Annotated in this window: 11 protein-coding genes; 10 read left to right on the forward strand and 1 reads right to left on the reverse strand. The window is 35.1% G+C overall.

The window, feature by feature from the left end; genetic code table 11:
* The first annotated feature begins 21 nt into the window (after positions 1 to 21).
* The 9 genes from G1O98_RS19815 (at position 22) to G1O98_RS19855 (ending at position 10,233) form a co-directional block, all read left to right on the forward strand.
* Positions 22 to 978, forward strand: coding sequence for a glycosyltransferase family A protein (locus G1O98_RS19815; protein ID WP_163930851.1), 957 nt, complete (start codon positions 22 to 24; stop codon positions 976 to 978).
* Positions 979 to 1,085: 107 nt separating this feature from the next.
* Entirely contained in the window at positions 1,086 to 2,408 is a 1,323-nt protein-coding gene (locus G1O98_RS19820) for a flippase (RefSeq protein ID WP_163930853.1), read from the forward strand.
* Positions 2,409 to 2,464: 56 nt separating this feature from the next.
* On the forward strand, positions 2,465 to 3,391 hold the full coding sequence (locus tag G1O98_RS19825) for a glycosyltransferase family 2 protein (RefSeq protein ID WP_163930855.1): 927 nt from the start codon (positions 2,465 to 2,467) through the stop codon (positions 3,389 to 3,391).
* Between the two features lie 32 nt (positions 3,392 to 3,423).
* Positions 3,424 to 4,698, forward strand: coding sequence for an O-antigen ligase (locus tag G1O98_RS19830; RefSeq protein WP_163930858.1), 1,275 nt, complete (start codon positions 3,424 to 3,426; stop codon positions 4,696 to 4,698).
* Entirely contained in the window at positions 4,679 to 5,950 is a 1,272-nt protein-coding gene (locus G1O98_RS19835) for a glycosyltransferase family 4 protein (RefSeq protein ID WP_163930860.1), read from the forward strand. Before G1O98_RS19830 ends, G1O98_RS19835 begins: the two co-directional genes overlap by 20 nt.
* A gap of 29 nt (positions 5,951 to 5,979) precedes the next feature.
* Positions 5,980 to 6,996: a hypothetical protein gene (locus G1O98_RS19840; protein WP_163930862.1), complete on the forward strand. Its 1,017-nt coding sequence runs from the start codon at positions 5,980 to 5,982 to the stop codon at positions 6,994 to 6,996.
* Positions 6,997 to 7,072: 76 nt separating this feature from the next.
* Positions 7,073 to 7,966, forward strand: coding sequence for a glycosyltransferase family 2 protein (locus G1O98_RS19845; RefSeq protein ID WP_163930865.1), 894 nt, complete (start codon positions 7,073 to 7,075; stop codon positions 7,964 to 7,966).
* Positions 7,967 to 8,081: 115 nt separating this feature from the next.
* Positions 8,082 to 9,233 (forward strand): glycosyltransferase, encoded by a 1,152-nt coding sequence (locus G1O98_RS19850; protein WP_163930867.1) that lies wholly within the window; start codon positions 8,082 to 8,084, stop codon positions 9,231 to 9,233.
* A 175-nt stretch (positions 9,234 to 9,408) separates the two neighbouring features.
* The gene (locus G1O98_RS19855) at positions 9,409 to 10,233 is read left to right on the forward strand and encodes a WecB/TagA/CpsF family glycosyltransferase (RefSeq protein ID WP_163930869.1); all 825 of its coding nucleotides are present in this window, start codon (positions 9,409 to 9,411) and stop codon (positions 10,231 to 10,233) included.
* Positions 10,234 to 10,420: 187 nt separating this feature from the next.
* On the opposite strand, the gene G1O98_RS19860 is transcribed toward G1O98_RS19855, so the two are convergent.
* Positions 10,421 to 11,584: an endo-1,4-beta-xylanase gene (locus G1O98_RS19860; protein WP_163930871.1), complete on the reverse strand. Its 1,164-nt coding sequence runs from the start codon at positions 11,582 to 11,584 to the stop codon at positions 10,421 to 10,423.
* 751 nt (positions 11,585 to 12,335) lie between these two features.
* On the opposite strand from G1O98_RS19860, the gene G1O98_RS19865 reads away from it, so the two are divergent.
* The gene (locus tag G1O98_RS19865) at positions 12,336 to 14,687 is read left to right on the forward strand and encodes an adenylate/guanylate cyclase domain-containing protein (protein WP_163930874.1); all 2,352 of its coding nucleotides are present in this window, start codon (positions 12,336 to 12,338) and stop codon (positions 14,685 to 14,687) included.
* Positions 14,688 to 14,717: the final 30 nt, after the last annotated feature.

Genomic DNA, 14,717 nt, shown 5'->3' on the forward strand with positions numbered 1-14,717 from the left:
GCATTTGGGAAGCATTTCTATATGGATAAACACAAAATCAAAACATCTTGTTTAATTAATAACTACAATTATGCTGAATTTGTTTCAGACGCAATTGATAGTGCTTTAAATCAAACGGTTAAATTTGATGAGATTATTGTTGTTGATGACGCATCAACAGATAATTCTGCGGAACTCCTTGCTAGATTTACTCAAAGAGAGAATGTTAAATGTATCTTCAAAGAAAAAAATCAAGGACAATTATCATCCTTTAACGAAGGTTTTTTAGCTGCGACTGGAGAGATTATATTTTTTTTAGATGCCGATGATATTTATGAACCTCAATATTTAGAAACTGCCCTAAATTTTTATAAGAGACGTAGTGAATGTGACTTCCTATTTTGTGCATATAAAAAATTTGGGGCAGAAGAAGGAATATTTCAAGCTGATGCAGTTGATTTAGATTTGGGTTATTCAGTAATCCGAACTTTATGCAATGGTGAATGGATTGGCTCCATAACTTCAACATTGTCAATACGTCGAGAAATAATTAGAAAATTTTTACCTATTCCAAAGACAGAAGATTGGCGTGTAAGGGCTGATGACTGCCTGGTATGGGGAGCCTCTTTGGTAGGGGCTAAAAAGTTTTATATGTCTAATCCTTTAGTGATGTATAGAATACATCAGAATAATCAGTATCATAATAAGAGCTTTTTAGATATAGACAAAAACTATGAATATAAAAGATTTTGGAAACGCAATTCTTTATTTAATTACATCATTAAAAAAAATAATTTTAGCCTACCATTATTATTGGCTTTCACCTCTCTTGATGAGCTAAAAACAATACCATGCCCAAACCTTCAAGATTTTATTTCATATTTGAAAATAGTATTTTTGTTTGAGCCTAATTTTTATTGGAAAATTAAGGGCATGATTTTGTTATTTAACTACTTTTTAAAAATTTTGATGGCTGGGAAATTAAAAAATAGTAGGTAATTAATGATTATGTAAAATACTAATCTAACTCAATCTATTTGGTGAATTTAGCAAGCTAGTAAAATTTGCATATTTTGATAAAGAGTGTCACATGGTTAAACAAAGTAATGCTAAGTAAATTAAGACTTAAAAGCTTATCACAATTAAAATCTCGTTCTAGGTTACGTGCAATTATTGCTAATACAGGTTGGTTGTTTGCTGACCGCATTCTCCGTATGGGTGCAAGTTTGGTGGTAGGAGTATGGGTAGCACGCTATTTAGGGGTACAGCAGTATGGTCTATTTAACTATGTTTTAGCCTTTGTTAGCTTATTTAGTCCGATTTTTACTCTTGGACTAGACGATGTAGTAGTTCGCCATATTGTCCGTCAATCATCAAACAAAGAGGAAATTTTAGGAACCACTTTTTGGCTAAAGTTGCTCGGTGGAATTGCCTCTGTCTTATTGGCGGTTGGCAGTATGTTCTTCTTAGGTGAGCATGAAACACTGAAGATATGGCTAGTTGCAATTTTAGGAATGGCAGGGATTTTTAGGGCGGCTGATACTATTGAATTGTGGTTTCAATCACAGGTGCAGTCAAAATACAGTGTAATCGCTAAAAATATAGCTTTTCTGCTAAATACTCTCATCAAAATAGCACTAATTTTAACAAAAGCACCATTGTTAGCCTTTGCCTGGGTAACATTAGCAGAATTTGCAATGAGTGCAATTGGCTTGCTGATTGTTTACCAAGCCAGAGGTACCTCAGTGTGGTTATGGCGTTGGAACTTTACTGCTGCAAAAATTCTTTTGAAAGAGAGCTTACCTCTGATTTTTTCGGGGTTCGCCATCATGATTTTTATGAGAATCGATCAGGTAATGCTAGGTCAAATGATTGGAGATAAGGAGGTTGGAATTTATTCTGCTGCGGTTCGTGTTTCTGAAATTTGGTATTTTATCCCGGCGGCTATTGTCTCTTCGGTTGGTCCATCAATTTACGCAGCTAAGGAAAAATCAGAAAGTCTTTATTATCAGCGAATAGGACAATTACTTCGTCTCCTCACATATATATCTTTTGCAATTGCTCTGCCAATGACATTTCTATCTGACAAAATAATTATGGTGATGTTTGGAAGTGGGTATGCACAAGCAGGACCAATATTAGCAGTTCATATTTGGACTTCTTTGTTTGTATTTATGGGTCTTGCAACATCACCGTGGTTTATTGCTGAAAGTTTGAATCATGTTTCTTTAGGTAAAACTTTATTTGGGGCAATATTGAATATTATTCTTAACTTATTGTTTATTCCTAAATATGCAGGTTTTGGTGCTGCGATCGCAACAATAATATCTCAAGCTTCTGCTGCCTTTCTATGCAATGCGTTTGATAAAAGAACACAAAAAATATTTAAAATTCAGATGAGATCCCTACTTCCTTTTTATAAATTTTGATTATTATTTATCTTTCACCTTTATATATCAATTAACATTAGCCAAATTAATCAAATATGCAAACACCAGTAACTTTTATTATTTTCAATCGCTCACAAAAAACAGAGAAAGTTTTTGAAGCTATTCGCCAAGCCAAGCCAAAAAAGCTTTTTGTCATTGCAGATGGCCCCCGCAGCAACCGCGAAGGTGAGGCAGAAAAGTGTGAAGAAACTAGGGCAATTATTGAGAGAGTTGATTGGGAATGTGAAGTTATTAAGAATTATGCTGATATCAACTTAGGTTGTGCGAAACGAGTATCTAGTGGTTTAAATTGGGTATTTAATAATGTTGAAGAAACAATTATTTTAGAAGATGATTGTATCCCTCACCAGACTTTTTTCAGATTTAGTGAAGAACTACTGGAAAAATATAGATATGATACTAGAATCGGCACCATATCTGCTCAAAATGTTCAATTTGGACGAAAACGCACAAATTACAGTTACTACTTTTCTCGTTATAACCACTGCTGGGGTTGGGCAAGTTGGAGACGTGCTTGGCAACATTATGATTTGACTATGAAACTCTGGAAAGAGGTGCAAGCAGAAAACCTTTTACATGACATTCTTATAGATACAAAAGCAGTAAATTATTGGCGACGAATATTTCAGTCTATTTATAACAATCCTACAGGTATAACTTGGGATTATCAATGGACATTTGCTTGCTGGATGCAAGGTAGCTTAAGCATTATTCCCAATGTCAATTTAATTTCTAATGTTGGTGTTGGTGCAGACGCAACTCATTTCAATTCCAAGCAAGAATTTTCTTTCATTAATATGTCAATGGAAGCAATAGAGTTTCCCTTAAAGCATCCACCGTTTATTGTTAGGAATATAGAGGCAGATATTTTTACGCAGAAAACAGTCTATAAAGCAACTGCATTGGATATTTTTAAAGAAGAATTGAAGAAAAAATTAAATTATTCAACAGTCAAAAAATAGTAACCTATCTAGTAAATTAATAGACAGATGAAATGTCAGAAATTAAGGTAAAATTAACAGAAAAAATACTAACTGTCTTACTATTACTCATTACTGTAGGGGCATTGACCATACACCCTGCACAAGAAATTTCTATATCTACCCTTGGAGGCGATAAGCTAGATACTATATTCAATATAGTTTCATATTTAATTCTGTTTTATTTCCTACTTTTATACTGGAAAGGTTTTCTTTATGTAATTACTAAAAGTCCATTACAGTTTCTTTTGATAACAATAGTTATATTTTCTCTTTTATGGTCAGGAGACTTAAGTTCTAGTCTTACTTATATGAGAGGTTTAATCCGACTATATTTTCTGGCAATCTATTTGGCAATGCGTTATTCTCTCCGCGAACAAATGAGATTAATCGCTTGGGCGCTTGGTACATCTGCATTATTATCTATGATATTTTCTGCATTGATACCAGGTTATATTCATCAATCACCTGAATTAATAGGTATGTGGAGTGGAATCTATGGTCATAAAAATGAATTAGGATACATGATGGCTTGGAGCGTAGGAGTTTTTCTACACCTTGCTCTTAGTAGCAATCGATATCGCTGGTTGATGTGGGGAATATGTGGGATATCTATATGTCTAATTATTCTCTCACGTTCCACAACATCTCTGACGATTATATTAACAATGATATTACTTTTACCTGTCTATAAATCATTTCAAAAAACTAATTATAAATTACAAGTTATTCTAATTACTTCGACTTTAATGTTACTAATTATCGGTTTAATATTACTTATCAATAATATCGATACTGTAGTTGGTACTTCCGGCAAAGACCTTACCTTTAATGGACGTTCCGATCTCTGGGAGCTAGTGATGTCCAAGATTTGGGAAAGACCCTGGCTAGGTTATGGATTTTCTGGATTTTGGACTAGTACTTCTGCATCTAATTTAAGAGCTACTTATGATTGGGCAAGCAATGCTCATAATGGCTTTTTAGAACTATTGTTAGAATTAGGATTTTTAGGGTTTTTGATTTTTGCAGCAGGCTTTTTTCGGTTCTTTGCAATGGCATTAACTCGAATTATTTCTGTTGCTAAAAAGCCGGAAGATTATTGGCCAATGCAGATGCTAATTATCATTGTAATAGTCAATTTTTCAGAAGCAAGATTATTAACTCCTAGTTGGAATTGGTTAATGTATGTCACTACGTCTCTATCTTTGACTCTTGAATATGAACGAAATCATAAAAATGTTTTAGTTAATAATTACGAAATTAAAAAAAATGAAAGTTTTACATCTTAATACTCACGATATTGGTGGAGGTGCTGCAAGGGCTGCCTATCGTTTGCACACAGGTTTGCAAGATATAGGACTACAGTCACAAATGCTAGTTCAGGAAAAATCTAGTAATGATAAAACAGTAATTGCCCCTAAAATTAGACTGTTTCAAGGCATCGCCAAAGCCAAATTGACATTTGAAAGCCTACCATTAAAGCTTTATACTCAAAAGAAAAATACTCCATTTTTTATTCAATGGTTGCCAGATAGAGTTATTTCTAAAGTTGCTCAGATTAATCCAGATATAATCAATTTGCATTGGATTAGCGGAGCTTTTATGCAAATAGAAACGTTCTCTAAGCTAAAGCGTCCTCTAGTTTGGACTCTCCATGATATGTGGGGGTTTACTGGAGGGTGCCACGTTATTGGAGAATGCGATCGCTACAAAGTATCCTGTGGAGCTTGCCCTCAACTCAACAGTATGAATGAGTGGGATTTATCGCGTTGGGTATGGCGGCGTAAAGTAAAAGCTTGGAAAAATATTAATTTAACTCTGGTTTCCCCAAGTTCTTGGTTAGCAGAGTGTGCTCGTTCCAGTTCTTTGTTCCAGAATTTGCGAATTGAGGTGATTCCTCACGGATTGGATACTCAAAAATATCGACCTATTAATCAATATTTTGCACGAGAAATACTGAAGTTACCTCAAGATAAGAAGCTGATTCTCTTTGGAGCCATAGAAGCAACAAGCGATCGAAATAAAGGATTTCATTTGTTGCAGCCAGCTCTACAAAAATTGAGTAAGGCCGGATGGAAGGATAACTTTGAAGTGGTTATTTTTGGGGCATCTCAACCGGAGAATCCACCTGATTTAGGCTTTAAAACATACTATTTAGGGCATTTATATGATGATTTATCTTTAGTAACTGTTTACTCGGCAGCTGATGTGATGCTTGTGCCATCTCTGCAAGAATCTTTTGGACAGACAGCTTCTGAATCACTTGCTTGCGGTACTCCAGTTGTTGCATTTAATTCTACTGGCTTAAAAGATATTGTCGATCATCAGCAAAATGGCTATTTAGCTAACCCTTATGAAGTTGACGATTTCGCCAAAGGAATTGCCTGGATACTTGAAAATGAGCAGAGGTTAGAAAAACTGTCATTCTATGCTCGCAAGAAAGCAGAACAAGAATTCACCATAGAACTTCAAGCACGTCGTTATTCAGCTTTATTTGAGGAAATATTGATGGTAGCCAAAAAATCTCCATTTAGTAACTAAATTTAGTAAATAAGTAAATACTTCATAATATGTCAATACCTATAGCTTTTATAATTTGTACAGAACCTGGGCGCTTAGAAGCTCAGTCTTTAATGCTTGCAGAAAGTATTCGTAAGTTCTGTGGAAAATTGAAAGATACACCTATATATAGTTTTCATCCTAGAGTAGGTGAGCCAATATCAAAGCAAACCCAAAAAGCATTTGAAGCGTTGCAGGTAAATCATCAACAAGTCCCTATTAATCAAGAATTCCATGAATATTATTTAGCAAATAAGCCCCTGGTATGTGCCTATGCAGAACAAAATATTGATGCAGAAATATTAGTTTTTCTAGACAGTGACAAATGCTTTTTTTCTGCACCAAAAGAGTTTTTGTTGCCTATTAATTGCAACGTTCGTTTACGTCCTGAGTATGGTCAAGGAATTGGTTCTACAGGTTTTCGAGACTCTCAAGAATGGTACTGGCAAAAATTATATGAAGTGCTGGGGGTAAAACATGAGCTATTTGTTGAAACACCAATTGGTAAAAAAAGGATTAGAGCTTACTGGAATTCTGGTTTGGTCGTTGTGAGAAGGAGTGCGGGTATATTTACAGCTTGGAAAGAGAATTTTGAAAAAGTCATGCGCCTTGATATCACTCCTCCCCAAGGTATTTATTTTGTTGAGCAGTCTGTTTTGTCTGTAACTTTATGTGCCTTGGAAGAAAACGTCGAGCATCTTCCTGCTAATTATAGTTATCCATTACCTTTGCATAACCGTTTATCAACAGAATTACAAATTAAACATTGGAATGATATTATATCAATTCATTATTTCAATTTATTCTTCTATAACGATTGGAATACACAAATAAAAAAATTGAAAAAACTTAACATCAATTCCGAAAAATATCTATGGTTGTGTCAAGAGGTTGTCAGACTAAAAATGCCTCGTGTATCAGTTTTGCACAGATATATGTTGGTAGTTAGAAGAATGGAACAAAAATTACGAAATTTTAATTTAGATATTAAGTTGAGTAGCTGGATAGAAAAAATGGCTAAACTTTAAACGTAATGGAAATAATTACGTTTAGCTTTATTATTTGTATTGCTCATTTCCATAGAAATTACGTGAGGTAAATAAGATGAAAAAAGCAAATATAGCTGTAGTTATGACCTGTCATAACAGGCGTAATACAACTCTTGCCTGTCTACATACTTTATATGAGCAAAAACATCATTATGATGTTTATCTAACTGATGATGGTAGCTCTGACGGGACTGCACAAGCTATCAAAGCAGAATATCCAGACGTACACATTTTTCAGGGTAATGGTCATTTATTTTGGGTAGGAGGAATGCATCTTGCCTTTGATGAGGCTATAAAGAATCAATATGATTATTATCTATGGTTGAATGATGACACATTTCTAGAACCCAATGCTGTCAGCAAATTATTACAGATTCATCAAGATTTGACTGCACAAGGTTATCCAGACTCAATTGTAGTTGGTTCAACTAAAGACCCAATGACAGGAAAAGCAACCTATGGAGGAGCAGTAAAATCTAAAAAGTGGTATTCTAATAAATTTGAATTTTTAGAACCAAGTTTGGTTATTCAAAAATGCGATGCTATGTATGGTAACTGTGTGCTAATCCCTAAAACTGTTGCTGTAAAAGTTGGCAATATTGATACAGCTTTTATTCACAGTTTAGGAGATTTAGATTATGCCCTCAGAGCGCGTAAATTGGGTTGTCAAATATGGGTAGCTCCTGGATATATTGGTACTTGTACTAAAAACTCTATCCGTAACAGTTGGGTAGATACTAATTTAAGTATATTACAGCGCTTAAAAAAGGTGCTACAAATTAAAGGATTTCCATTAAAACCCTGGACTATATTTTGTATCAGACACTCTGGGCCATTATGGATATTTTTCTGGTTTTTACCATATATAAGAGCAATTATTGGTTACAAAAATTTGGCAATTTCTCCTACATTTTCTGAAGATATTAACCAAACCAACTCACAAGTTTGATTCTGCTACTAGGATCATTAACTAATGATATTTGGATAATTCATAACTATCTAAATAAGTGAAAAAATGTAGTTTCAAAAATCAATTCTTTAAATATTAAAATCATCAATAGATTATGGGCAAACGTTTACTAATTATCTCAACGCTTGATTCTAGTCAACCATTTGGTGCATTTACTAGACCTTTTTATCTAGGACAATATCTAACTAAAGATTTTGATGTTTTTCAGCTAGGATTAGATTGTTCATCTGTTAAGTATGCACCTTCTATTTCGATTGGATCAAGAAGCCTGAAGTCATATATTCAAACTATAGAAGAATGTATCGATGAGTTTTGTCCAGATATCGTTTATGCTCAAGAAACGTTACCTGGATTAGCTGCTTTAATTTCACTTAAGCTTAGAAAACACAGAAATTTCTCTCTTGTCTTAGATTTTCATACATTTTCAGCGTATGAATACTGGATGCGCTTGTTTTCGGTTGCCAATCCTTTCAAAGAGTTTATACAATGTATTAAGACATATATTGCTCAGGGAATTCTGATATTTTCTGGTAGTCCAATTATTGCAGCAGGTGACTCAATTCCTAAACTAATTTCCCAGTGGTATGGTAAAGCTCCAGACCAGATTTATAGTATCGGAAATGGAGTTACTGAAGACTTATTAAATACTGAGTCGTTTTTGAGCCAAGACCCTTATCAAGCATTTAGACCAGCGAAAATAGTGGTTCTTATTGCTCCTAAAACATTTCAGTTTCCAAGTAATGATATGTCTGTGTCAATGACTATTCAGGTTGCTAAAAATATTGAAAATCATCAGGAGAAAATACATTTTGTTGTTATAGGTAGGGATAGTAGTGATATTTCAGAACCAATACCTTCTAATATTTCTTTTTTGGGGTTTTTACCTAAAAGAGAGGATTTTGTTAAACATGTAAAATATGCAGATATTGCTTTGCTGCCATTCTCTAAGCAAGCAGTAGCAGGTGGCGCTCGGAATAAAGCGTTAGATTATTTCGCTAGTAGAAAGTTAGTTGTATCAACACCAGAAGGATTGCGAGGTTTAGAAGAATTCCGGCACTTAGAACATCTTTTAGTAACAGGATATTCTACTGAAGAAGTCGCTAATACAGTGCTAGATGCAGCTTCAAATTTTGAGAAATATCAATCACTTGTAGATACGGCATACACCTTAATTACAGAGAAATATTCTTGGAATGCAAGAGCGCAGAATATCGCACAAATTCTGATGGAAGTAAGTTGTTCTTAGTTAAATTTATTTATTTCAAAGAATATATCGACCTAAAAAATTTAAATTTAAGTTTTTTTAGTATTGAAAATTTGAAATATTTAAATATCGCTAGCAATTAATTTTTAAATACTTGCCTTTCTTCTGAAATAAACTCTCATAATTCTAAATTCTAAAAATAAAAATTCTTTAAGTCATGAAAAATCGATTTTCTTATAAATTTCTTGGTGTTAAACTTGATGCGCTCTCTATCCCAGAGTTAAATTTATTAATTGAAGAATCTATTGATAAAAACGAGAAATGGATTATTGCTAATCACAACTTGCATAGTCTTTATCTCTTTCATAACGATCCAAAAATGCAAGCGTTTTATGCCAAGGCTGAATATATCCATATTGATGGTATGCCTTTATTGTTTATTGGAAAGTTGTTAGGTTTTCCAATGAAACGAGAACAAAGAGTAACCTATGCTGACTGGGTATGGCCTCTGATGGCAGAAGCCGCTAGTAAAGACTGGCGTGTATTCTATTTAGGTTCAAAGCCAGGAGTAGCGGAACAAGGAGCAAGTATTTTGCGCAAGAAATTTCCTGGTTTACAGATTGCTTGCGCTCATGGTTATATTGATATGGATAAAGATAGTGAAGAAAATCTCGCGACTCTGGCTGCAATTAATGCTTACAAACCTCATGTATTAATGGTGGGGATGGGTATGCCACGCCAAGAGCATTGGATTTCGGAAAATCTGGAATATATTCATGCCAACACTATTTTGACTAGTGGAGCCTGTATGGACTATGTAGCAGGAGCAGTACCTACTCCTCCTCGCTGGATGGGAAGGGTTGGCTTGGAATGGTTGTATCGCTTGTTATCTGAACCGAAAAGACTTTGGAGACGTTACTTGCTTGAGCCTTGGTTTGTAGCTACATTATTTTTACGAGAAATTTGGAGTATGCCAAGCCAACAAAAAAAAAATAGAATGCTGCTATTTATCACTACAAGATTCCACAAGTTTGTAGCCTGATTGAGTTTCGCCAAGCCTCACCAGTACGTCACTCAATTTGTCACGAATTTATGAAATACTGTATTAAGGCTTAATCATTAATTACTTCAAGACACTTTATATCTCATCATCGTAAATGATGAATAATATCTCCACATACTTCGTTGAGAATAACATTTGAAAGTGCTATTTACGTCTGGGTGAAGTATTAAGTTGCTTGCTTAAAAGCCTGGGCAATAGCGTTGCGAGCAAGTTTAGGTTGCAGGTTTTCATCGAAGGGAAGTGGACGCAGGAATTTCCAGAGACTTGGATTGTTTCTAAAGGTTTTTCCTGGCATCCAGCCGGGATGACGTATCCAGGTATGACGGTCGGTAATTCCCCATGTAATTACAGTATCAACTCCAGCCGCAAAGCAGAGGTCAAGATATCGCTTGTAACTGTCGGCTACCATCTGGTCTAGCTTTTTGATACTATCAGGCAGTGGGGCATCAATGATAATATCTAATTCTGTGATTATTGGTTTAACTTGAAGATCATTAAGCCGTTTTAAGACAGAATTAAATCCTTTTTGGTCAAAACCATAGGCAGTAGAAAACCATAGATGTGATTGGATACCTGCACCATCAATTTTAACGCCACTATTCTTCAGATATTCGACCATTTTTAAGAAACGATCTGATTTCCATGTAGCGCCTTCGATGCCGAAATCGTTGAGGTAAAATTTCTTGCTACTATCAACTGAAGCCGCAATTAAAAACAAATCTCGAATTAATTCTCGTTTTACCCCTTTACGCAAACCGTAGGTAGGATTATCAGTTTCATTTTCACTATCAGCGATAATTTCATTGGCAATATCCCAAGACTTTAAAACAGGGCTATTGCGATAATGCCCCATAACTCCTTTAACATGGCGTTCGAGCATTTTAAGAGTGGGGGGATAAGGTAGCCAGTCTGGTTTTCCCATGTGCCAGAAAAGGGTATGCCCATGCAATTGTATATTATGCTTTTGGCAGAAACCAGCGATCGCATCTGCTGACTCAAAAGTAAATTTTCCTGGCTGTGGTTCAGTGGCGTTCCATTTTAATTCACCATTTGGTGTCACTATTGAACATTCACGAGCAATTAGGTCAGCGTAACCCTTCTCTTGTAACAAAAATTCACTAGAAACTGCTGTGCCATAACGCTTTCCTTTGGCTGCTGCTAATTGTCGAAGGGGAGAATTGACATTTGTGCTTGCACTTAGATAATTTGCTGTAGCAGCATTTGTGGTACCATCTTCTTTCTGCCTATCCTTTTGTAAAAACCCCATAGTCAATAAGGCAGAAAGGGTTGTGTATCCTGCTCTTTTTAAAAATTTTCTGCGATAAGGCATAAACGATATTTAATAAAAAGCACAATTATTATATTACAGAATAATTTTTTATACTTTTTAAAGTATCGCACTTGCTCGACATCCCACCCTAAACTGAAGTGCAAGGCTGATAGCCAAAGTCCATTTTAAGTGAACTGAAATCATCTAATAATAGTCCTCTTTAGAGAAATGTCATATCCCCATCTTAAAAGGCTCAGATGTGGGTAACGACAAGGCTTAAAAGGGTATTAAAATTTGAACTTAACCATATTGCGAGTGGTTTTATTAAACTGGCGATCGCTTATAAACTACGTTCTTAAGTATAAGCTACTAACAACAAAGTTTTATTCGATTGTCAATCCTCCAAAAGATATAACATATATTATTATTGATGCTTACTTAATTCTGATTAATCAAATCAAACGCTTACTCATAGCCGTTTTCGCTCAATCACACTTAGTTAAGTCATGAAAATCTCATATTTAATAAATTAATATTAATATCATTAAAAAGCTGAATGTTAACAATTTTTACAAATTTTGATTAGATAGACTTGTATTCTTAGCAAACATTTGAAACCACAGCTAAGGTAATTATTAATTGGTGATGCTATATTACCAATTTTTATGCCTAACTTATGATTTCTGAGTTATCTACAGAGTTATGCTGTTATATAGTAATAATTAATTGGCATTTTTTCTTCTTACGCCCTGAAATATCCTTTTTTGCTCTTCCTTTTAAAGATAAATATCAAGTTTTTTTTCATAAAACAATGAAAGACCAAATACTAGATTGTATTTTCAACAAACCTTCATTACCAGATAAATTTGAACATTTGGAACTGGATGATAACTTCTGCATCATAAATACATCAGAGCAAGTGCAACGGTTTGCAGATAGTCCTGAAGAGGTGATCCAGGGAAAAGATATCCGGCTAAGTTTTCCTGAGTTTATCGGACTTGAAAAGATTTTGCAAGCTATTTTGCGAGGAGAGCAGCAACTATTTGATTTAGAAGCAATTGGACGACGTTCAAATAAGAAATATATATATATGAATATATATATTATCGGCAACCAGGATGAAAATAAATTTAGAAATAAATTAATTGTTTTTATTGAAGATGTTACCAATAAATTTATTTTAAAGCAAAATTTAGCGCAGCAAACTTATGAAGAAAAACTGCGAATGGATTCTTTAAACGCATACAATACTTATATGGAAAAAATAATTAATTCAATGCCGGATGCTTTGCTAATAACTAGTAGCAAAGGCAATATTAAAAAAGTAAATAATGCTGCTCAAGAATTATTTGGCTTTAGTGAAGAAGAATTAATTAATCGCCCACTATCTCTGATAATGGATGACGACCATTTTTTAATAGAATCAATTTTTAAAAATCATTATTTTCGGCAAAATTTTCATAACTTAGAGGTAGTTTGTCGAACTAAAACTAGAGAAAAGCGGTTGATTGCTTTTTCTTGTTCAGTAATTCCGAAAAAAATACAAGGATTAGAAGATATTGTCTACATTGGTCGGGATATTACGGCTCGACAATATCGAGAACAGCGTACAAGTACCCAGTATGCTGTCACTCGGATATTATCAGAATCCCAAAGCATAAAGCAGGCAATTCCGCAAATTTTGCAATCGATTTGTCAAAACCTGGGATGGCATTTAGGTGAACTTTGGGTACCAAGTCAATATATTGGCACTCCGGTACAGGGGAACAGCATCAATGCAATACTAAGGTGTGTGGAAATTTGGTCAAGTCGAGTAATTTCTGTGCGAGAGTTTAAGGCAATCACCTGGCAAACTACCTATACTCCCGGTATTGGCTTACCTGGTCGAATTTGGATTAGACGTTTGCCCTTGTGGATTAAAGATATCACAGAAGATGGAGACACAAGGCGATCGCAACCTGCGGCTGAAGCTGGATTGCACGCAGCCTTTGGTTTCCCTATCTTAGACGATAGTGAAATCTTAGGAGTGATGGTTTTCTTTAGCCGTGACGTACAACCAAAAGATAAAGACCTATTGAAAATGATGGGTTCTATTGGTAGCCAAATCGCCCAGTTTATCAAACGCAAACAAGCAGAAGATGCTCTGATAGAAAGCGAAGAACGCTATCGGGATTTATTTGAAAATGCTAATGACTTGATTCTATCTGTCAATGTCTATGGTCGTTTTTCGTATGTCAATCTTGCATGGCAAGAAACTTTAGGATATAGCGAAGCTGAAATTGCGAATATGACCATTTTCGATATTATACATCCAGAGTTTAAACAAGAATGTTGGCAAAGGTTTTATCGCGTACTGTCAGGAGAAAAGTTTGATCAAGTAAAAGCGGCATTCGTTACTAAAGATGGTCAAACAATTTTTTTAGAAGGTAATATTAACTGTAAATTTTCTGAAGGTCATCCAGTTGCCGTTCGTGGCATATTTCGCAATGTCACCCAGCGAATAGCAGCAGAAGAAGCGCTACGTCATCAGCAAGAAGAAACCGAACGTTTATTGCTGAATATTTTGCCAACCGCAATCTCCAAGGAACTGAAAGAAGAATCAGCTAAAATTGCTGAAGAATTTGCTGATGTCACAGTTTTATTTGCAGATATTGTCGGCTTTACCGAAATTGCTGCTTCTATGAGTGCAATTCAAGTGGTAAACTTACTTAACTCGATTTTCTCAACTTTCGATCGCCTCACTGAACAATATGATTTAGAGAGAATCAAGAACATTGGCGATGCTTATATAGTAGTTGGTGGCTTACCTACACGCTGCCCAGATCATGCTCAAGCGATCGCTCTTATGGCACTACATATCCAAACTGCGATCGCTCTATTTAATACTGAAAATAACCAAAACTTCAACATCCGTATCGGCATCCATAGTGATTCCGTAGTCGCTGGAGTAATTGACCTCAACCAATTTACTTATGATCTCTGGGGAGACACGCTAAACATCGGTAGCTGCATGGAATCTCAAGGTGTTGTTGGTAAAATCCAGGTTACAGAAAATACTTATAAGTCTTTGTGTAATGAATTTTTATTTCAAAAGCGGGGCGAAATCGAAGTTAAAGGGAAAGAGAAAATGACAACTTATTTTTTGGTTGGGCAAAAGGGATGAGGGCATGGGGCATGCGGCATTGCGCATGCG

This window comes from Nostoc sp. UIC 10630, from assembly GCF_010747425.1.
Taxonomy (GTDB): domain Bacteria; phylum Cyanobacteriota; class Cyanobacteriia; order Cyanobacteriales; family Nostocaceae; genus Nostoc.